21 protein-coding genes are annotated in these 19,383 nt (G+C 71.4%); 3 read left to right on the forward strand and 18 right to left on the reverse strand.

Annotation, left to right across the window (positions count from 1 at the left end; translation table 11 throughout):
- Position 1: 1 nt before the first annotated feature.
- The 15 genes from ACWD38_RS21715 to ACWD38_RS21785 form a co-directional block, all read right to left on the reverse strand.
- Positions 2-862, reverse strand: a complete 861-nt coding sequence (locus ACWD38_RS21715; protein ID WP_450124773.1) for a class I SAM-dependent methyltransferase — start codon at positions 860-862, stop codon at positions 2-4.
- 11 nt (positions 863-873) lie between these two features.
- On the reverse strand, positions 874-1,107 hold the full coding sequence (locus tag ACWD38_RS21720; protein WP_184486135.1) for a hypothetical protein: 234 nt from the start codon (positions 1,105-1,107) through the stop codon (positions 874-876).
- On the reverse strand, positions 1,104-1,502 hold the full coding sequence (locus tag ACWD38_RS21725; RefSeq protein ID WP_450124774.1) for a WhiB family transcriptional regulator: 399 nt from the start codon (positions 1,500-1,502) through the stop codon (positions 1,104-1,106). The genes ACWD38_RS21720 and ACWD38_RS21725 overlap by 4 nt, the downstream gene beginning before the upstream one ends.
- Positions 1,503-1,679: 177 nt before the next feature.
- Positions 1,680-1,862, reverse strand: a complete 183-nt coding sequence (locus tag ACWD38_RS21730) for a hypothetical protein (RefSeq protein WP_184477086.1) — start codon at positions 1,860-1,862, stop codon at positions 1,680-1,682.
- Positions 1,863-2,003: 141 nt separating this feature from the next.
- The gene (locus ACWD38_RS21735) at positions 2,004-4,091 is read right to left on the reverse strand and encodes an ATP-dependent DNA helicase UvrD2 (RefSeq protein WP_450124775.1); all 2,088 of its coding nucleotides are present in this window, start codon (positions 4,089-4,091) and stop codon (positions 2,004-2,006) included.
- A gap of 358 nt (positions 4,092-4,449) precedes the next feature.
- Positions 4,450-5,379, reverse strand: a complete 930-nt coding sequence (gene nudC, locus ACWD38_RS21740) for an NAD(+) diphosphatase (protein ID WP_343071192.1) — start codon at positions 5,377-5,379, stop codon at positions 4,450-4,452.
- Entirely contained in the window at positions 5,376-6,743 is a 1,368-nt protein-coding gene (locus ACWD38_RS21745; RefSeq protein ID WP_184477082.1) for a M16 family metallopeptidase, read from the reverse strand. Before ACWD38_RS21745 ends, nudC begins: the two co-directional genes overlap by 4 nt.
- Positions 6,740-8,056, reverse strand: coding sequence for a M16 family metallopeptidase (locus ACWD38_RS21750; RefSeq protein ID WP_184477080.1), 1,317 nt, complete (start codon positions 8,054-8,056; stop codon positions 6,740-6,742). Before ACWD38_RS21750 ends, ACWD38_RS21745 begins: the two co-directional genes overlap by 4 nt.
- 258 nt (positions 8,057-8,314) lie before the next feature.
- Complete coding sequence (locus tag ACWD38_RS21755) at positions 8,315-9,139, reverse strand: ESX secretion-associated protein EspG (RefSeq protein WP_450124776.1); 825 nt, start codon at positions 9,137-9,139, stop codon at positions 8,315-8,317.
- An 87-nt stretch (positions 9,140-9,226) separates the two neighbouring features.
- The gene (locus tag ACWD38_RS21760) at positions 9,227-10,588 is read right to left on the reverse strand and encodes a PPE domain-containing protein (RefSeq protein ID WP_184477076.1); all 1,362 of its coding nucleotides are present in this window, start codon (positions 10,586-10,588) and stop codon (positions 9,227-9,229) included.
- A 12-nt stretch (positions 10,589-10,600) separates the two neighbouring features.
- Positions 10,601-11,137, reverse strand: a complete 537-nt coding sequence (locus ACWD38_RS21765) for a DUF3558 family protein (protein WP_450124777.1) — start codon at positions 11,135-11,137, stop codon at positions 10,601-10,603.
- Positions 11,134-11,547 carry a hypothetical protein gene (locus ACWD38_RS21770; RefSeq protein WP_450124778.1) on the reverse strand — a complete coding sequence of 138 codons (414 nt, stop codon included), beginning with the start codon at positions 11,545-11,547 and terminating at the stop codon, positions 11,134-11,136. The genes ACWD38_RS21765 and ACWD38_RS21770 overlap by 4 nt, the downstream gene beginning before the upstream one ends.
- Before the next feature lie 102 nt (positions 11,548-11,649).
- Positions 11,650-12,195, reverse strand: a complete 546-nt coding sequence (locus ACWD38_RS21775) for a DUF3558 family protein (protein WP_450124779.1) — start codon at positions 12,193-12,195, stop codon at positions 11,650-11,652.
- A complete protein-coding gene (locus ACWD38_RS21780; protein ID WP_184477068.1) occupies positions 12,192-12,605 on the reverse strand; it encodes a hypothetical protein in 414 nt (137 codons plus the stop codon). Before ACWD38_RS21780 ends, ACWD38_RS21775 begins: the two co-directional genes overlap by 4 nt.
- Before the next feature lie 51 nt (positions 12,606-12,656).
- Positions 12,657-14,351: a DUF2207 family protein gene (locus ACWD38_RS21785; protein ID WP_450124780.1), complete on the reverse strand. Its 1,695-nt coding sequence runs from the start codon at positions 14,349-14,351 to the stop codon at positions 12,657-12,659.
- A 165-nt stretch (positions 14,352-14,516) separates the two neighbouring features.
- On the opposite strand from ACWD38_RS21785, the gene ACWD38_RS21790 reads away from it, so the two are divergent.
- Positions 14,517-15,734: a neutral zinc metallopeptidase gene (locus tag ACWD38_RS21790; protein ID WP_184477066.1), complete on the forward strand. Its 1,218-nt coding sequence runs from the start codon at positions 14,517-14,519 to the stop codon at positions 15,732-15,734.
- 87 nt (positions 15,735-15,821) lie between these two features.
- On the opposite strand, the gene ACWD38_RS21795 is transcribed toward ACWD38_RS21790, so the two are convergent.
- From ACWD38_RS21795 to ACWD38_RS21805, 3 genes are all read right to left on the reverse strand, one after another.
- A complete protein-coding gene (locus ACWD38_RS21795) occupies positions 15,822-16,202 on the reverse strand; it encodes a hypothetical protein (RefSeq protein ID WP_184477064.1) in 381 nt (126 codons plus the stop codon).
- Between the two features lie 134 nt (positions 16,203-16,336).
- Positions 16,337-16,765 carry a hypothetical protein gene (locus ACWD38_RS21800; protein ID WP_184477062.1) on the reverse strand — a complete coding sequence of 143 codons (429 nt, stop codon included), beginning with the start codon at positions 16,763-16,765 and terminating at the stop codon, positions 16,337-16,339.
- A gap of 77 nt (positions 16,766-16,842) precedes the next feature.
- Positions 16,843-17,835: a potassium channel family protein gene (locus ACWD38_RS21805; RefSeq protein WP_246457381.1), complete on the reverse strand. Its 993-nt coding sequence runs from the start codon at positions 17,833-17,835 to the stop codon at positions 16,843-16,845.
- Between the two features lie 281 nt (positions 17,836-18,116).
- Here ACWD38_RS21805 and ACWD38_RS21810 point away from each other — a divergent pair, with 281 nt between their 5' ends.
- Together ACWD38_RS21810 and ACWD38_RS21815 are read left to right on the forward strand one after the other, a co-directional pair.
- A complete protein-coding gene (locus tag ACWD38_RS21810) occupies positions 18,117-18,488 on the forward strand; it encodes a DoxX family protein (RefSeq protein ID WP_184477058.1) in 372 nt (123 codons plus the stop codon).
- 46 nt (positions 18,489-18,534) lie between these two features.
- The gene (locus ACWD38_RS21815; protein WP_184477056.1) at positions 18,535-19,071 is read left to right on the forward strand and encodes a hypothetical protein; all 537 of its coding nucleotides are present in this window, start codon (positions 18,535-18,537) and stop codon (positions 19,069-19,071) included.
- Positions 19,072-19,383 lie beyond the last annotated feature (312 nt).

The following is a 19,383-nucleotide window of genomic DNA, read 5'->3' on the forward strand; positions in this document are numbered from 1 at the left end:
ATCACGCTCGGCGGGTGCCGACGTGGATCGTCTGGGCGAGCAGGTAGTAGACGTCGTCCCGGGAGCCCGCGTAGTGCGGGCCGGTCGGGTCGAGCAGGGCGTCGACGGCGTCCAAGTCGGCCTGCGCGACACGTCCCTCCGCGCCCCGGCGCAGCCATTCGAGCCTGCGCAGCACCGCCGTCATCGCAGCCCCGGACACCGGTGCCGGCCGATCCACCAGCTGCGTCCAGGACAGCACGCCGTCGAGACCGGCGTCGGCCATGGCCCGCGCCCAGCCGGTCGGCAACCGGACCGAGCCCGGCATCTCGGCGCGCATCTCGCGGAACCAGTCGGCCCGCGCCGCCGCGAGCCGCGGTTCCAGGCCGGGTTCTCCGACGCCGACGTCCCACGGCAGCACCCGCGGTTCCAGGCCGGACTCGACCAGTGCGAGCCGCCCGCCCGGCCGCACCAGCTTCAGCAGTCGCCGCAGGCCCGCGAGCTGGTCCGGCAGGTGGTGCACCACGAACGAGGCGAACACCAGGTCGGCCTGGCCCACGGCGGACAGGTCGCCGCGGGCCACATCGGCCTGCACCGAGAGCACCCGGACGTCGGGACCGGCCGTGGCGGCGGTGTTGCGCGCCGCCGCGGCCAGCAGCTCCGGCGCGGAGTCGACGAGGATGATCGTCCCCCCGGTGTCCCACATGGCGTCCGCGAACGCGGTCGCGGCACCACCCGCGCCGGAACCGATGTCGATCACCGTGCGGTCCTGCGGGCGGAGCAGGTCGCGCACCAGATCAGCGGTCTCCGGGGCGGCCAGTTCGTCGCCTTCGCGCAACCGCGCGATCTTGGCGTCCCAGTCGATTCCATCGTGCGAGTGAGCCACGAACGTGCACTTTACGGCCTGGTGATCGCTCCCTCCGCGTGGTCCGCGCGTTGATGCGCGTACCGCGCCAAGCGGCGCCACCAGCGACCGGCGGTGGCCTGGCGGGCCAGCCGGTCGCGGCGCGCCTCGATCAACAAGTCGTGTTGTCGGATCCGTGCCATGTCTTCGGGCATCAGCATTCGATTCACTTCCGTCGAGCCGGTGGGGGCGTGCGGGTGGATGCGGGTGTGGTCGAAGCGGGTCATGCCGCGTGCTCCTCGGGTCGTCGTGCGGGATCGCCGGTCGCGACCTGGACGGTCGCGGGACGGGCGGGTTCGGGGTTCTTGCGGGGGCGTCCGCGGGATCGCTTGCGCGCGACCACCGCTCCGCGTTCGAAGATCTCGCCGCCCCAGACCCCCCAGGGTTCGCCGCGGGACAGCGCGCCGTCCAAGCAGCGCTGCTTGAGCGGGCACCCCCAGCACAAGGTCTTCGCCCGTTCCAGGTCGCCGGGGCTCTCGGCGAACCACAGGTCGGGGTCGCGCCGACAGGGCACCTCGTCGGCCCGGTCGGTGGCGCCGTCGAGCAGAGCTCCGACGGCGCCGTCACATCCTGCGTCGACAGCCCTGCCCTCGGGCTGCATCGGGACGCTGGTGGTCAACATCTCTCCTCCTGTCTGTTCGGGGCAGTGCACGTGCCCGCACGGACGGTGGGTGGTTCCCCAGGAACACATCGGCATGGCGCTACTTCTCGAAGTGGAGATACAAAAAAGGCCGCGGACCCGGCTGGTGCGGGTCCGCGGCCTTCAAGAAGAGCCTGGAGCGTGTCCTCGGTCAGGAGATCAAGGATCAAGCTCCGCGCGAACCGGCGGGAAACGGCCATCAAACGGGAGGCCGCCGTCGTTCGGACGCGGCACATCGATGACTCGCTCATAGCCAGGCTGGGTCGCTGTGCGACCGCGGAACAGCGCGATACCCCCGGACGTCAGGTGGCCAGGGGTACCGAGCATCTGCGTGTCGGTCATCGCTGCCACCTCCCCTCCGGATCACGCCGGGTTCCGTCCACCACGGCTTGCGCAGTTGCAGACTATGAGGCGCCGGAAGCGCGCCGCAACCGATTTTTCGAAGTTCCGCCGATGGAGGCGGAATTCCTGGTCAGCGGGCGTTCAGTTCCGGTCGTGCTCGCGCTGGATCAACGCCAGCACGTCGTCGCCGAACCGGCGGACCTTGCTGGCTCCGATCCCGGAGATCGCGACCAGGGCCGCCTCGTCGGTGGGGCGCTGCTCGGCGATGGCGGTGAGCGTCGCGTCGGTGAACACCACGTAGGCGGGCACCTTCAGCTGCTTCGCCCGATCACCGCGCCAGGCGCGCAACCGGTCCAGCAGTCCCTCGTCCACGTCGGACGGGCACGTGGAGCAGCGGCCCAGCTTGATGTCCATCGTGCTCACCAGGACCGACTCGCAGTTGCGGCAGCGCGGCGTGGCCTGCTTGCGGGTGGGGCCGGGTTCGGGGGTGCGGCCCTTCGAAGTCAGCGCCGCCGGGTGCCGCTCCGGGATCACGCCGTAGAGGAAGCGGCTGCGGCGGCGGTAGCGACGGCCGTCGGCGGCCCGCGCCAGCGCCCAGGACAGGTGCAGGTGCTCGCGGGCCCGGGTGACGCCGACGTAGAGCAGCCTGCGCTCCTCCTCGACGCCCGCGTCGTCGTCGGCGTGCTGGATCGGCATCGTGCCCTCGGCGAGCCCGGCGAGGAACACCGCGTCCCACTCCAAGCCCTTCGCCGAGTGCAGCGACGCGAGCGTGACGCCCTCGACCGTCGGCGGATGCTGGGCCTCGGCGCGCAGCTCCAGCTCGGCGACGTAGCGCGCCAGGTCCGCCTCGTCGGCGACGGCCGCGAGCTCCTCGGCGAGTTCGACCAGCGCGATCAGCGACTCCCAGCGCTCCCGCGCCGAACCCCCCGCCGGGGGTTCCTCGGTGAGCCCCACCTCGGCCAGCACGGCGCGCACCGACGCGGGCAGGTCGGCGCCCGGATCGGCGCCGCGGTTCGCCGCCGTGCGCAGCGCCACCACGGCCTGGCGCACCTCGGGGCGGTTGAAGAACCGCTCGCCGCCGCGCACCTGGTAGGGGATCTCGGCGTCGGACAGCGCCTTCTCGTACACCTCGGACTGGGCGTTGACCCGGAACAGGATCGCGATCTCGGACAGCGCCACGCCCTTGCCCGCCAGCGCGGCGATCTTGCGGGCGATGGCCTCCGCCTCGGCGGGCTCGTGGTCGTACTCGGCGAAGTCCGGTTCCGGGCCGTCCGGGCGCTGCCCGATCAGCTTGAGCCGGGTGCCCGCAGGACGTTCGCGGGCGGCTCCGATCACCCGGTTCGCCAGCGACACGACCTGCGGCGTGGAGCGGTAGTCCCGTTCCAGGCGCACCACGGCCGCCTCCGGGAAGCGCTTCGGGAACCCGATCAGCCACTTCGGGGCGGCCCCGGCGAACGAGTAGATGGTCTGGTTCGCGTCGCCGACCACCGTCAGGTCGTCGCGGCCTCCGAGCCACGCGTCGAGCACGCGCTGCTGCAGCGGGTTGACGTCCTGGTACTCGTCGACGACGAAGGAGCGGTAGCGACCGCGGAACTCCTCGGCGACCTCCGCGTGCTCCTCCAAGATGGCGACGGTGTGCAGCAGCAGGTCGTCGAAGTCCAGCATCCGCGCGTCGTTCTTGAGCTCCTCGTAGGTGGCGAAGACCTTCGCGAGCTGCTGCGGGACCACCGGTGCGTCGCGCCCGGCGCGGGCGGCGGCGGTGGCGTACTGGTCGGGGGAGATCAGGCAGGACTTCGACCACTCGATCTCGCCCGCCAGGTCCCGCACCGATTCCTTCTCGGTGGACAGGCCGACCCGGTTCGCGGCCTGCATGACCAGCCGGAACTTGTTGTCCACCAGCGGCCACACCTGCGAGTCGTGCACCCGCGGCCAGAAGTAGCGCAACTGCCGGAACGCGGCGGCGTGGAAGGTCTGCGCCTGCACCCCGGCGGCACCGAGGGCGCGCAACCGGGTGCGCATCTCACCGGCCGCGCGAGCCGTGAACGTCACCGCCAGGACCTGCTGCGGAACGACGAGCCCGCGCTGGACCAGGTGCGCGATGCGATGCGTGATGGTCCGGGTCTTGCCGGTGCCCGCACCCGCGAGCACGCACACCGGCCCACGTGGCGCGGTGACCGCCGCCCGCTGCTCCGGATCGAGCCCTTCCAGCAGTCGCGGTTGATCGGCCATGCCCGGCATCCTCGCATCGTTCGTGCTCTGCGCAGGGGTCGGGTGGCGGAACCTCAGTCGGTCTGTCGCTGCGGGATCTTTTTCCCAAGTGGCTCCGCCACGAGGGAAAAAGCTGTCCTCGCGACAGACCGACTGAGAACCCACCGGTGAGCGGCTTCTCGACGTGGGCTATGCGCTTCGCGCATACAAGCACGGCTACGCCGCAGAGCACGGCTTCGCCGCAAAGTCACACTGCAGAGCCGTTCGCGGATTCGGCGCCGACAAGACGAGATCGGCGGCTTTCGTGGTCGCGATCGACGGGGGAACGTCCCCGTCGCCGGTGTTCTCGTCCGGCGACGGGGAGTTCCTCCTGTTCACGTCAGGACCAGAAGGCCCAGCCTTTGAGCATTCGGTGGGCGATGGAGACGCTAGGCGGCAGGCGTAAGCCGGGGATGATGCCGTCGTCGGTGCTCATCGCCGCCCGCACGTCGGCACGGGAGACCCAGCGGGCCTCCTCGATCTCGCCGTCGGCGGGCCGCAGCGGCGTGGCCGGGTCCGCGACCGCGGCGAACCCCAGCATCAGCGACCTCGGGAACGGCCACGGCTGGCTGCCGAGGTAGCGGATGTCGGTGGCGTGCACGCCGACCTCTTCCTCCACCTCCCGCTGCACGCAGGCCTCCAGCGACTCGCCGACCTCGACGAACCCGGCGAGCACGGAGAACCGCTCCGGCGGCCACACCGGCTGGCGGGCCAGCAGCACCTGGTCGGCGCCGTCGTGGACCAGGCAGATCACCGCGGGGTCGGTGCGCGGGTACTCCTCGCGGTCGCAGCCGGAGCAGCGCCGCGCCCAGCCGACCTTGACCCGGTTCGTCGCCGCGCCGCACACCGCGCAGTAGCGGGAGTGGTCGTGCCAGTTGAGCAGGCCGACCGCGGTGGTGAGCAGGCCCGCGTCGGTGTCGTCGAGCTGCGCGCCCGCGATCCGCAGGTCCTGCCAGCCCTCCTGCGACCCGTCGCGCTCGGTGCGCAGCGCCCAGTACACGGTGCCCTGCTGGCTGCCCAGCAGCACCGCGTGCGGCGTGGGCTGCTCGCCGAACACCGCGGCGTCCTCGTAGACGAGGCGCCCGTCCGGGCCGATCTGGGCGCGGCCCTTGCCGTCGACCAGCAGCACCCGGCCGGACGACCACAGCTCGGTGACCGGCCCCTCCCGCAGCAGTTCCGTGCGATCCACGGTGGACCGGGACAGCAGCGGCGCCGAGTCGAGCAGGAAACCGCCGTCCGCCGCGATCGGCGGCGCCCACGCCTCCGTCACGGCAGCACCACCCCGCCGAGCGCCGCGAGCCGGTCGCCGATCTTGTCCGCGTCGCCCACCACGACACCGGTGAACCGGGTCGGCGCGTAGAACAGCGCCGCCTCCGCGACCTGCTCGGCGGTGACGGCGCGCAACCGGTCCGGGTGCGCGGTGAGCCAGTGGTGGTCGAGCCCGGCGACCGCGAGCGTCAGCAGCATCGACGCCATCCCGGACTGCGAGGACGTCGAGGTCAGCAGCCCGCCGATCGCGTACTGCCGGGCCGATTCGACCTCCGCCTCGGTCGGCGGGACCAGCGCCATGCGGCCGAACTCGTAGCGCATCTCCAGCAGCGCGGCCGCGGTGACCTCGCTGGCGGTGTCTGCGTCGACCAGGATCGTGCCGTTGCCGCGGGTGAACTCGAAGGACGAGTGCGCGCCGTAGGTGTAGCCCTTGTCCTCGCGGATGTTCTCCACCAGCCGGGAGGAGAAGTAGCCGCCGAAGCCGAGGTTCGCGATCTGCAGCGCCGGGTAGCGCTCGTCGGTGCGGTGCAGGCCCTGCGCGGACATCCGCAGCTGCGACTGCACGGCGCCCTCGCGGTGCACCAGCCGCACGTCCCCGCCGCGCAGCTCCGGCAGGTCCGGCAGCTCGGTGGCGGCGACGGCCGAATCCCACGGCGCCAGGATCCGCGTCACCTCGTCGACGATGGTGTGCGGGTCCAGGTCGCCGACGAGCACCAGCGTGGAGCCGCGCGGCAGCACGGCGCCGGCGTGCAGCTCGCGCACGGCCTCCGGGGTGACCTGCCCGACGTCGGCGGCCTGCGGCACCTCGCGGACGAACGGGTGGTCGCCGTAGCGGTGCCGCTGCAGCTCCTCGCGCGCGATGACGCGCGGCTGCGAGCGGGCCACGGCGAGCCGCTCCACCAGGCGGTCCCGCTCACCGGCGACCTCGTCGGCGGCGTAGGCGGCGCCGGTGAGGGCGTCGGCCAGCACCTCCAGCAGCGTGCCCTTCCCGCTGGACAGGGCGCTGCCGATGAAGCTGAGGCGCTCCGGGTCGACCACCGCGTGCAGTTCGCCGCCGACGGCGGCGAGGTCGGTGTCGACCTGCACCCGGTCGCGAGCGGCGGTGCCGGTCAGGATCGTCTCGGCGAGCACCTCGGACGTCGCCGGGTGCATCGCGTCCTCGCCCGCGAACGGGATGCGCAGCCGGGCTTCGACCATCGGGACCACGCCGTGGCGGGCCGCGATCAGGCGCAGCCCGTTGGGCAGCGTGGCGTCCACGACCTCCGGGGTGCGCAGCGGGCGGGGTTCGCCCAGCGGCGGCAGCGGGCGCGGACCGGTTTCGGTGCGGCCGATCTCCTCGGCGCTGCGGTGAGGGGCCTGGGTCATGCCGCACCTCCGGCGGAGTTCGAGTCGGGCTGCACGCGCAGGGTCGCGCGGGAGTCCGGGGAGAGGGCCTTCGCGGCGGCGGCGACCTGCTCGGCGCCGACCTCGGCGATCCGCTTCGGCAGCTCCGAGATGAGCTCGGCGCGCCCGTGGATCAGCTCGGTGCTGCCCAGGTCGAGCGTGCGGGAGACGACCCTGTCGTGTTCGCGGTGCAGCGACGCCGCCCAGCGGGACGTGACGCGGGACAGCTCCTCCGCCGTGGGCCCGGTCGCGGCGAGCGCTTCCAGTTCCGCGTCGACGGCGGCGACGACCCGCTCCGGCTCCACCTCGGGCGTGTGGATCGCGGTGAGCGTGAAGGTGTCCGGGTCGCGCGCGTCCAGCGGCGCGCCCATCAGGCCGCAGCCCGCGTGCACGTCGACGACCAGCGGGTCCTGGTAGACCATCCGCTGCTGCAACCGGGACGCGTCGCCGTCGGTGAGCACCGCGGCCAGCACGATGTTCGCCAGGTACTGGTCGAGTTCGCCGACCGGGTCCGGCAGCCGGTGCCCCAGCGCGATCGCGGGCAGCGGCGCGTGCGGGTCGGCGTGCACGCCGGTGAGCTGCTCGGTCGGCAACGGCTCGGCGAACGAGGGGCGCGGGCGCACCTCGCGGGCCGGGACGTCGCCGAAGTGCTTGTGCACCAGCTCGGTGGCCCGGTCCACGTCGAAGTCACCGGCGATGGTGAGCACCGCGTTCGCGGGCGCGTAGAAGGTGTCGAAGAAGGCGGCGCAGTCCTCGACGGTCGCCTGCTCCAGGTCGGTGAAGTCGCCGTAGCCGTTGTGCGCGTTGGCGAACGTGGAGTAGAGCACCGGCGGCAGCAGGATCCACGGGAACCCGCCGTAGGGGCGGTTGAGGACGTTGAGCCGGATCTCCTCCTTCACCACGTCGACCTGGTTGCGGAGGTTCTCCTCGGTGAGCTTCGGGGCCCGCATCCGGTCGGCTTCCAGGAACAGCGCCCGCTCCAGCGCCGCCGAGGGCAGCACCTGGAAGTAGTCGGTGTAGTCCTGGTGCGTCGAACCGTTGAAGGTGCCGCCGGAGCCTTGGACGTGGCGGAAGTGCGCGAGCTTCTCCAGGCTCTCGCTGCCCTGGAACATGAGGTGCTCGAACAGGTGCGCGAATCCGGTGCGGCCTTCCGGCTCGGAGCGGAAGCCCACGTCATAGTGCACGCTGACGCCCACGACGGGGGCTTGACCGGAGGCGCCCCGCGCCGAGTCCGGCGCGAGCACGACGCGCAGCCCGTTCGGCAGGGTAACGCGATGCAGTGGGGGTTCGACCATGCCTCGCAGCCTACGTGCGCAACGTAACGCTGTGCGTACCCCCTTCGCTGCGCTCGGTGCTCACCGCCGCGGGCCGCGACCGCGGCGTCCGCGCCGCGCAGGAGGGGACTCGGCCGTGCGCCATCGCAGGCCAGGGCGCTGCCCGGACGTGCCCGCGCCGGCCGCGCCCGGCGCGGTCCGGTGGCGGAACGTCGCGCGGACGGGCACTCGCGGTGAGCGGCGCGCGGAGGGCGTTCGCCGTTGCGCGAACACCGAGGATCAGGCGCGGACCTGGGCGATCAGCGAGTCGATCTCGACGCCGATGGTGCGCGCGTCGGCCGGGACGAGCGCGAAGACCTGCTCGCCCGAACTCCCGCGCTCGACCCGGTTCAAGTACCGGCCGTCCGGCTCCAGGTTGTCGAACCAGGACACGACGGTCGACCGCCGCCTGCGCCCGTACCGGTCGCGCAGGTTCGCCGAGAGCTGCCCGATGCGCTGGTGCGGGGCCTTGCCGATCGTCTCGTAGAGCCGGACCTGCCGGTCCCCGGTGCTGCCGCGTTCCTCGGTGGCGGAGCGCATCATGCTCGCCTGCCCGAAGTCGTCCGGCTGCGGCTGCCGCTGCAACGACGCCTGCGGAACCCGGACCGGCCCCTGCCCGCCGACCCGCGCCGGGGGCAGCGTGGCCAGCAGGACCTGCGGCAGCGGCACGTTCTCGTGCACCTCGACGGTCACCAGGCCACCGCGCTTCGGGTCCTCGCTGGGCGACTGCACCCCCAGCACGACCCGATTTCCCTCGGTGAACACGGCGAGCGCGCGCCAGCAGTGGTCGGCGCCGACCGTCGGGAACCAGATCGAATCGACCCACAGGTACGGCGTGGCGAGCGCCTTCAGCGCCTCGGCGAGCGGCGGCGCGATCTCGTCGTCCACGACGGCACCGCTCGCGTACATGCGGTCCAGTTCGGCTTTCGCCACGCGGCTGAACTGCTCCGCGGTGTACCCGGCGGACTTGCTGGTCAGCGGCAACGTCAGCCGGTCGATCCGCAGGTGCTTGAGCGCCACGTCCAGGTGCACCGGCGGCAACTGCCAAGACCCCAAAGCGGTCACTGCGTTTCTCTCCCCTGTGAAGTGCAGATGCCGAACCGCCGACCGGTCCCGGTGGCCGACCGGCCCCCGATGCCGGTCGGCGGTGAATCACTCGCCCAGCACCGGCGGCGCGGTCTTCGGCATGTCGTTCATCCAGATGTCGTCGTGCTCCTCCAGCCAGGACGGGCGCTCGTGCTCGGCGTCCTCGCCCTGCTGGCCGCGCTGGCCGGCACCACCCATGCCGCCGCCCATGCCGCCTCGGCCACCACCGGCTCCGCGCGCACCGGCGCCGCCACCTGCCGCGCCCGCGCCCGCGCCGCCGATACCGGCCCGGCCGCCCGCGCCGACGCCACCGGCGCCCTTGCCCATGCCGCCCGCACCGGCGCCGCCGGCGAGGCCACCGGCGAGTCCGCCCGCCATGCCGCCGAGCCCGCCGCCCGCACCGCCACCGGCACCACCGGCTCCGATCCCGCCGCCACCGGGGGGACCACCGATGCCCGGTCCGCCGGGCTGTCCGGCCCACTGGCTGCCGCTGCCGGACGGCGTGGTGGGCACGCCACCGCCGATACCGCTTCCCGGACCGCCGGAACCGCCGCCGTAGCCACCGCCCGGCAGACCGGAACCGCCGTAACCGCCACCGGGAAGCCCGGACGGCGTGCCACCTCCGATACCGGAGCCCGGCCCGCCGCCGAGGCCGCCCGCTCCGGGACCGCCGCCCCAATCCGTACCGGGCGGCGGGGTCGCCGGTGGCGGCTCCTTCGTGCTGCCGTCCGGCGCCGTGTACTGCGGCATCTTCGCGTCGACCTGGGAGAGAGTCGGGCTGTAGACCCGGCCCATCGTCTCCCGCGCGGCCTGCTCGGCCTGCTCGCGCTCCTCCATCTGGGAGAGCGCGTTGATACCAGCCCCCGCGGCCCCGAACGGGATCGCGGAGGCGGCGGCGGAACCCCAGCTGAAGCCCTCCGGCTTCTCCACCATCTTGCTGGCCTGACCGGCGGCCTCACCTGCGGCGTTGAGGTTGTTGCCGGTGACCTCGAAGGCGTCCGCGCTGGCCTTCATCCAGTCGGACGCGGGCTTGCCGACCTCCTTGGCGCTGTCGGCCGCCGCGCCCTGCCACCCGCCCTCGACGATCTGCTGCAGGTCCCTGCCGTAGTTCTCGCCGCGTTCCCGCAGCGCCTTCGCGAACTCGGTCCAGGCCTGCGCGACCTCGCCGACCTTGCCCTGGTCGATCGACTCCTGGTTCGTCCGGTAGATCTGCGCGTGGTCGAAACCGCCCCAGTTCACGCACTCCGTGATCGCCGGGTTGTCGTAGCCGTTGACGCTCATCCCGGAGTTCTGCTGCGCCAGCTGAGCCTGCTGCTGCTGCGCTATCCGGTTCGCCTCTTCGCCCTGCTCGCGGCGCTGCTCCTCGGCGTCGCTCTCGTAGCCGAAGATCCGCGAACCCGCGTTGTCGATCGTGCTGAACAGCCCCATGATTCCCCCAAATCAAGCTGGCAAACGAGACGCGGTCTGGTTGGCGATCTTTTCGGTTTCCGCGCATGCGTCCACCGAATCGGCGAGCTTCCCGGAGACGGAGTAGATCGCCACGCCGCCACCGGCATCGACCAGCACCGTGCAACCTCCGGTGCTACCGCCGCCGGGCACGTTCGCCAGAGCAGCCGGGCGTCCGCCGATGGTCTTCTTCTCGTACCGTTCCCAGCTTCCACTGGTTTCGTACGATTCCACCGTCTCGTCGACGTTCTTCTGCAGGACGAGGGACATCTGACCACCGGCCCACGTGCAGCCCGGCTCAAAGCTGACCCCCTCGAAGGGTTCGCTCTGCGCGGGGAGACCCCATCCCGTCAACTCATTCGGCTCGAAGAACTTGCACGGGTCGAAAGTCTCGATCGACCCCTCCGCACCCGGCCCTGTGGGTTGCGCGTCGCCTCCTGAATCGCCGCCCGCGTTGAGCGCGCATCCGGAAAGGCCGACGAGCGCTACACCCATGGTGGCGCCGACAAGGGATCGGACAAACTTGCTCACTGAATACCTCGACTAAGGTCATCGGCGTTCTGGTCGTCAATGGAACGGTAATCTCTGGCAGCCCCGCGGAATGCTTCCGCTTGCTTGACCAATTCGTCTTGCAACAAGCGAATCAGCGGCAAAGCTCCGGCCTCCGCATCAACGGCTTTGTCCTGGAAGCGCTTCGCCAGCTGTTGGCCGTCCGGATAGTCCCCGAGGCCCTTGACGCGCTGCAGGGCCAACGCCCGGCTGTACAACCCCTGAAGCGCCTCGATCTCTTCCTCGACGCGCTTCGCGGCCTTTTCCGCGACCTCCGGGTCCAGGGACAGCATGCCCGCGCCGACCGATTGGTTGATCGACTGGGTCTGGGCGCTGACCGCCTTCAGACCTTCCTTCGCCGCCGCGAACCCGCCGGCCTCCGCACTCGTCATCCCCAGGCCCCTCTGGACTCCACTGATCTCCCCCGACGAACGTCGATCACCTTAGCGCGACGTCTTGTCGACCGTGCTGGAAAACCCCACGTTCCCCCAAAATCAAGCTGGCAAACGAGACGCGGTCTGGTTGGCGATCTTTTCGATCTCGCCGCACGGATCAGCGAGGGTGTCACGCATCGCTGCGGTGAGCTGGTAGAGCGCTACTCCCCCGCCAGTGGATACGACCGTGTTGCAGATCCCTTGGCCAGCAGCACCTGCAGGCACGACTCGAGCAGCTTCGCGGCCGGCTACGTCAATTTTGGTGAACTCGTCCCAAGCGCCCTTGCTCAAGCTATCGACGGTCTCGTCTGCATTCTTCTGCAGGACAAGGTCAAGGTCTTGCCCGGTCCAAGAACATCCAGGCTGGAAGCTCACGAGCGTGAAGTCCTCGGCCTGCGTCCCCACTCCGAACGAAGTCAGCTCGTCCGGCTTGAAGAACGTGCAAGGGTCGAAGTCCGCAAGCCCTGTTCCCTGCGCTTCCGACGGCGGTGCCGCGTCGTTTCCACTGCCGCCATCGGGACCAGAGTCTCCGAGCGCGCACGACGACAACGCCAACAAGGCGAAACCTGCGGCCGTCGTGGAAACTGTCCGGGAGCTCTTCTTCACTGCATACCTCGCCTGAGATCGTCGGCGTTCTGCTCGTCGGTCGCACGGTAGTCCCGGGCCGCTCCCCGAAACGCATCCGCCTGTTTCTGCAGTTCTTCCTGGAGCGCACGAATCAAGGCGAATGCACCAGCATCCGCATCAGTCGCTTTGTCCTGGAAGCGCTGCGCCAATTGCTGGCCGTCCGGGTAGTTCCCCAACCCTTTGACGAGGCTCAGCGAGTTGATCTTCCTCGCCAGTTGTCGCAACTCGAGGATCTCTTCCTCGACGCGCTTCGCGGCCTTTTCCGCGACCTCCGGGTCCAGGGACAGCATGCCCGCGCCGACCGATTGGTTGATCGACTGGGTCTGGGCGCTGACCGCCTTCAGACCTTCCTTCGCCGCCGCGAACCCGCCGGCCTCCGCACTCGTCATCCCCAGGCCCCTCTGGACTCCACTGATCTCCCCCGACGAACGTCGATCACCTTAGCGCGACGCCACGTCATCGGTCACCGGTTCGGGCGAACCCGGCGAACGTCTGCGCGTTCCGAGCGCGGCGCACAGCGCCGCCGCGAACGCGGGGAAGGCCTCCCGGAAGCGCGCGAGGTCCGAGGGAGCGCCGCGTTCGGCGTACCAGTGCGGGCCGGGCGCACCGCCGGGGTCGGGCGGGGCGAACTTCGCCAGCCACCGCTCGGATTCCCCGAGGACCAGCGCGTACGGGAGCGCTCGGGAGAACACCGTCTCCCGGTCGACCGCCGGAACGTCCGCCGCGGACGCGGTGCGCAGGTGCTCGCGCAGGCCGTGGATCTGCCCGGCCAGCACGCTCCCCCGCGCCGTTCGCGCGGGCACGAGCCGGGCGGCGGCGGTGAGGACTCCGCCGACGACGACCACGGCCGCGCCGAGCAGGCCGAACGGTCCGGTGAGCGCCAGCAGCGCCGTGAGCAGCGCTCCCGCCGCGGCGATCCCGACGCCGCCCCACCAGAGCAGGTTGCGTTCGGCGTCGGGCCTGCGGGTGAACCAGTCGTCGGCGACGACGTCGGCGTACAGCGCGTCGCGCACCGGCGCGAGGTTGCGGCCCGCGAGTTCCGAGACCAGCACCTGCTCCCGGTCGCCGACGAGCAGGTCGTGCACGGCGCGTTCGTGCTCGCGCAGCCCGGAGTCCGTGGCGTTGCGGCGCGCGATGCGCCAGTCCCCGTCGAGTTCCTCGATCCCGAGGTAGTTGCGCACCGCCAGGTCGACGACGGTGGCGGCGACGTCGACGAGGTCGACCCGTTCGTCGGCGACGGTGCCGAGCTGGCCGGGCAGCACGCCGTCCGGCGACGCGAAGGCCGTGGTGCCGTCCGCGGTGGTCATCAGCACCTCGACGGGCCCGGACGCCGCGGCCGACATCCGGCGGTCGCGGACCCGCAACCGCCGGAGGACCCCGAAAGCACCGATCAGCAGCAGCGCCGCACCCACGAGACCAGTCCCGACGGCGGGTGTCAGCGAGAACGCGTAGGCCGGGTCGAAGCGCCGCTCGGTCATCGCGTTCGACGGCACGGCGCCGGCGGGCACCCGCAGCGACAGGTCCATCCGTTCGCCCGCGGCGAGCCCGAACTGCAGGACCCGCACCTGCCGGGCGCGGTCGATCTCGAAGCCGTCGCAGCGCTCGTGACCGCCGACCGGGCCTGCGAGGCAGCTGATGTCCTGCGGCACCTGCGGAACGAGCAGCGACGCCGACACCCGGTCCACCGGCAGGTCCCAGCCCCCGGAGAGCTGCCAGCGGATCTCCTGCAGCTCTCCGGTCCCGGCGACGGTTCCGCGCACGGTGTAGTCGAACGCCACCTCGCCGGGCGGCAGGGTCAAGCGGGCCGCGTCCGGCCCGATCTCGATGCGGCCGCCGTCGACCCGGACGTCGCTGAGCGCGAAGACGCGGTCGATGCCGCCTCCGGTGCGCTGCCGCAGCGGGATCGTCCGGTGCACCGGCGGACCGTCCGGAACGGTGATCCGTTCGGCGACGGTGAGCTCGCCGTTGCGTTGCAGCTTGACCCGCACGTCGGTGGCGAGGGTGCCGGGCAGCACGTTCACCGGCTGAGCAGGTGGCGGACGCATCGGCTCGGGCACGGACCGGCCGGTCGCGGGGAGGCCGATCAGCGCGGCGACCACGAGCAGCAGGACGGCGAGGCCCGATTTCCGCAACACGGCCCGAACGATAGCCGGGCCTGGCTAAGCTCCGGCCGCGTCAGGACCGCACCGGAGGGCGATCACCGCGCACCTCCGATGTGGACTGATCGGTGGACCAACGCCGGTCCCGGCACCGCTAAGCTCGGTGCGCTCCAGTCGTCGGTGAAGCCGGGAGATCGGTCAATGACGCAGCCACCACCGCAGTCGCAACCCCCGTGGGGGGAGCGTCCGGTCGGCCCGCCACCGGCTTCGCAACCGCTGCCGCACCACCAGCCTCCGGCCCAGTACCAGGGGCCGCAGCAGGCGGGCCAGGGGCAGCCGCACTACCTGCCCCCGCAGCTGCCGCCGCCGGCCCAGCCGCCGAACTGGGGTCCGCCGCCGCCGTGGCAGCAGGGCCACGACCCGTCGTCCGCTCCGCCGCCGCAGCCCCGCAAGACCGGCCCCGGCGTGATCGTCGCCCTGGTGATCACCGGGTTGTTCCTGCTCGGCGCGGGCACCGTCGGCGTGAGCGCGTTGACGCGGTCCGGCACGGACGCGTCCGACTACGAGACCCCGGTGCACGAGACCGGTGACGGTTCGGCCAACGATTCGCGGACCTCGGCCGCGCCGACGACGTCGAGCGAGCCGAGCTCCACCCCGTCGTCGAGCGCCGCGCCCACCACGGCCCCGAGCAGCGGGTACGCGCCGGCCGCGCGTCCCGTCGCCGCGCTCGGCGACAACCCGATCAACATTCCCGGCAACGGCGCCGTGAACACGCCCTGCCCGCTGCCGCCGTTCGCCACCGACACGGCCGCGCAGGCCGCGTTCTACGAAGCCGCGCTGCCCTGCCTGATGGCGATGTGGGCGCCCGCCCTGCAGGAGGCGAACCTGCCGGTCCGGATGCCGTCCGTGCTCACCATCGACGGCACCGTGGAGAGCCCCTGCGGCACCCGGACCTGGGACCAGACCGCCATGTTCTGCCCCGGCAACAACACGATCTACATGACGGCGCGCTACTACGCCGACAAGGAGGGGCGCACCGACGCAGGTGTCTTCCTCGGCCAGTTCGCGCACGAATTCGGGCACGCGGTGCAGAGCATGAGCGGCATCAACCAGGCGTACACGGCGGCGTCCTACGACGCGAACGGCACCAGCCCGGTCGGGCTCGAACTGACGCGGCGCTCGGAGCTGCAGGCGACCTGCTACGAGGGGATGGCGTTGGCCTCGCTGCAGAACGGCGGCGTGCACAACGACATCATCTTCGCCGCGCTCACCGATTCGCGCGGGCGAGGCGACGAGTACAACGCCCAGCCCGACCACGGCAGCATCGCCACCAACACGGCGTGGATCGACCAGGGCTTCTACAAGAACCGGGTCACCGAGTGCAACACGTGGATCGCCACCCCGGACCAGGTGGACTGAGCCGACGGTCGCGTGGCGGACGGTGTGCCCCGCCCGCCACGCGCCGAGCCGGTCGCGGACCGACCTCGACCCGCGGGTCGGCGAGAACTACATGATGCAGTAGGAAGGCGCGTAGCCGAACCGCTGCGTTCCGGGCACGTACACCTCTGCCCAGGTGTCGCCGTCCATGTGGTCGCCACAGGTCGTCCCGGGGTACCAAGCACCGTTGACGTTGCCGTTCGGGCTCTCCAGGAGAGTTCCGGCCCGGACGAATCCCACGACGTCCGAAGCCCCGGGAGCGGCCAGCAGGTTGACGTCGTAGTAGGCCTGCACGGTCGCCGCGGGGGTCTGCCCGGCTTCGGCGACCACGCGCGCCGGATCCGCCGCCGGAGCAGCGGTCGCCTGCGCGGCCGGGGCGAGCACGCCCACCAGGCCGACGGCGGCGCACACCAGTGCCAGACGCGAACGCAGCACCGTTGTTCTTGTCATCGACAACCTCCCCAGGTTGGTGTGTTGATCAACCGGGATGGTGCCAGAGACCGTCTCGCGCGCGGTGCGGAACGGGGAAGATCCGATCGCGCGGAGCTCCTCGATCGAGGAAGGACCGGCCGGGGAGCAGGTGCTCAGCTCAACGCGCGAGGGCGGGTGATCAGGAGGGCGTAGCCGCCGCCCGCGATCGCGGCCAGGGTGGACAGCACCCAGCTCGCCCTGGCGTGCAAGCCGCCGCTGTCGTCGGATTCGCCCGCGCGCACCGCGTGTTCGCCGCCGTCGGCGGGGATCTGCACTTGCATGGTCTGGCCCGAGGTGTGCCCGCAGCCGTCCAACCGCAGCTGCCGCGTCTCGCCGTCGACGCGGACCTCGACCAGATCGCCGCGCGCGGACGGGCCGCACGGCGCCGACTCGATCACCTTCGCCGTGGCGGCACGCATCTCGCCGTCCGAGGAACCGACGTTCGGCAGCCGCCACCAGGACAACGCCACCACGATGACCCCGAGCAGACCGAGCGCCACCAGGATCAGCGCCACCGATGCCGAACCGCCTCGTCGCCTCACACCGCAATGGTCCCAGAACGCCGGAAAAAGCTTGCATGGCCCGAGGTTTCGCCGTGACGGGCGGTTTTCGCCGGAAGTCAGGACTCGGCCGGGGTGACCTTCTTGACGTAGAGCAGCCGGTCGCCGTCCTCGATCGCGTCGGCCTCCGGCGCGTCCACCCGGTACAGCTCACCGGCGCGCACGACGCCGAGCACGATGTCCGGCAGGTGCCGTGGCGAGCCGCCGACCTCCTTCGGGTCGACCTCCCGCTCCGCTATCGCCAGGCCCACGTCCGGGGTGAGCAGGTCCTCGAACATCTCCACCACCGACGGCGTGGACGTCGCCATCCCCAGCAGCCGGCCCGCGGTCTCGCTGGAGACCACCACGGAATCGGCGCCGGACTGGCGCAGCAGGTGCACGTTCTCGGCTTCCCGCACCGCGGCCACCAGCTGCGCCTTCGGCGCCAGTTCCCGCGCGGTCAGCGTGACGAGCACCGCGGTGTCGTCGCGGGCCGGGGCGACCACGATGGCGCGCGCCCGCGTCACGCCCGCGACGCGCAGCACGTCGGAACGGGTGCCGGAACCGTTCACGGTGACCAGCCCCAGCGAGGACGCCGTTTCCAGCGCCGCGTGATCGGTGTCCACGACGACGATCCGCTGCGGATCGGCACCGTCGCCGAGCAGCGCGGTGACCGCCGAGCGGCCCTTCGTCCCGTAACCGATGACGACCACGTGGTCGCGCACCTTCGTCCTCCAGCGTTGGATCTTCAGTGCCTGCCGGGAGCGTTCCGTGAGCACTTCGAGCGTGGTGCCGACCAGCACGATCAGGAACAGCACCCGCAGCGGAGTGATGACCAGGACGTTCACCAGCCGGGCGAGCGGGCTGACCGGGGTGATGTCGCCGTACCCGGTCGTCGACAGCGACACCGTGGCGTAGTAGACCACGTCGAGCAGGCTCAGCTCGCCGCCCGCGGTGTCCCGGTAGCCGTCGCGGCCGATGTAGACGATGGCCACGGTGACCGCCAGCGCGAGCCCCGCGCCGATGATCCGGCGCACGATGGAGCGCACCGGGCTGATCGTGACCTCCGGCATCCGGATGACACCGACCAGCGTGTGATCCGGGCGGTCGGTGAGCCGCTCCGTGATCGGGTTCCGCAACCGCCCGCCGATGAGGTGGCTCGCCCGGCTCGGACTCACCACAGCGAACCTCCGGTTTTCCCGCCTTCGGACACGATTCCTCCGATTCCGGCTGAGCGTGCTGACGATGACGCTGAACATAACCCGCTCGGCGGCGGCACACCGCAAGGCCTCCTGAGCCGCGCGCGTCACTCCGCCATTGCCGCCCGGCACCGCACCGTGCAACGCTGCGGCGCATGTCGTTCCCCCGTTCAGCGCACCTGCTCGCCGGTGTCCTCGCCACCGCGGGCGTGCTGCACTTCGCGAAGCCGAAGCCGTTCGACAGCATCGTCCCGAAGCAGCTGCCCGGTTCGGCACGCACCTGGACCTACGTGTCCGGCGTCGCCGAGCTCGGCTGCGCGGCGGCGGTGGCGCACCCGAAGTGGCGCCGCTTCGGCGGGCTGCTCACCGCCGGGTTGTTCGTCGGCGTGTTCCCCGCGAACGTGCAGATGGCGCTGGACTACCGGCGGAAACCCCTGCCGCAGCGGGCCATCGCGTACGGCAGGTTGCCGCTGCAGCTTCCGCTGATCGCGTGGGCGTGGCGAGTTCGCTCCAGCGCAACGAAATAGCCACCGGACGTAGTCCGCGACGGGGCGGCAGGTTTACCATTTCCCAGTGCAGCAGCTTGAGCACGCCGCCGACGCCCTCGGCTGGAAGGGACTCCTCGTCCCGCACGTCGAGGTGCTCGGAACCCGTTTCGCCGCCGTCACCCGAGTTCGGCGCGACGTGCACCTGTGGCGCCGCGAGCACGGCTGGGCCCCGGAGGACGATCCGCTGTGGTTCCGGTCCTGGTCGCAGCCGTCCATGCACGACCACCTGCCGCTGGCCGCGGTCGACGTGGTGGGCATCCTCGTCCCGGTGCGGAAGGCGAAGTACGGCCTGCGCGCCTGCGGGAACCTGATGACGCTCGCGCCGTGCAGCGTGGTGCTGCCGCGCGGCCACCCCTACCGCCCCTGGCCGATGACCGAACTGGACTACTACGGCGTCGGCGTCGTCGCCGACCACGGCGCGGAACCGTCCGAAGTGCTGCTCCCCCCGGAGGACCGCTCCCCCGAATTCGGCGCCTCCCTCTTCGGCCGCTGGCTCCAAGAAGTGCTGTACTCCCTCGTCCTCCAACGAGACCCAGAACTAGCCGAAAACCCCACTGCCTGATCTCGCTCGGGTTGGCGTGGGGATGGGTTGTGGAGTCGGGTTCGGCTTGACGTGGGGGTTGGGTCTAGAGCCTGCCCGGTTTGGGTGTGTGGCTGGGTTTGTGGAGTCCCGTTCTGCGGCGAAGCCGTGCAGTGGACGAGCGAAGCGAAGTCTGCCTTGCGGCGAAGCCGTGCCTGTATGTGCGCAGCACATAGCCCACGTCAAAAAGCCCTCACCCGCGGGTTCTCAGCGTTCTTCTCGCGAGGACAGCTTTTTCCCTCGTGGCGGAGCCACTCGGGAAAAAGATCCCGCAGCGAGAAGAACGCTGAGGTT

The sequence above is a fragment of the Saccharopolyspora sp. NPDC002578 genome, assembly GCF_053592695.1.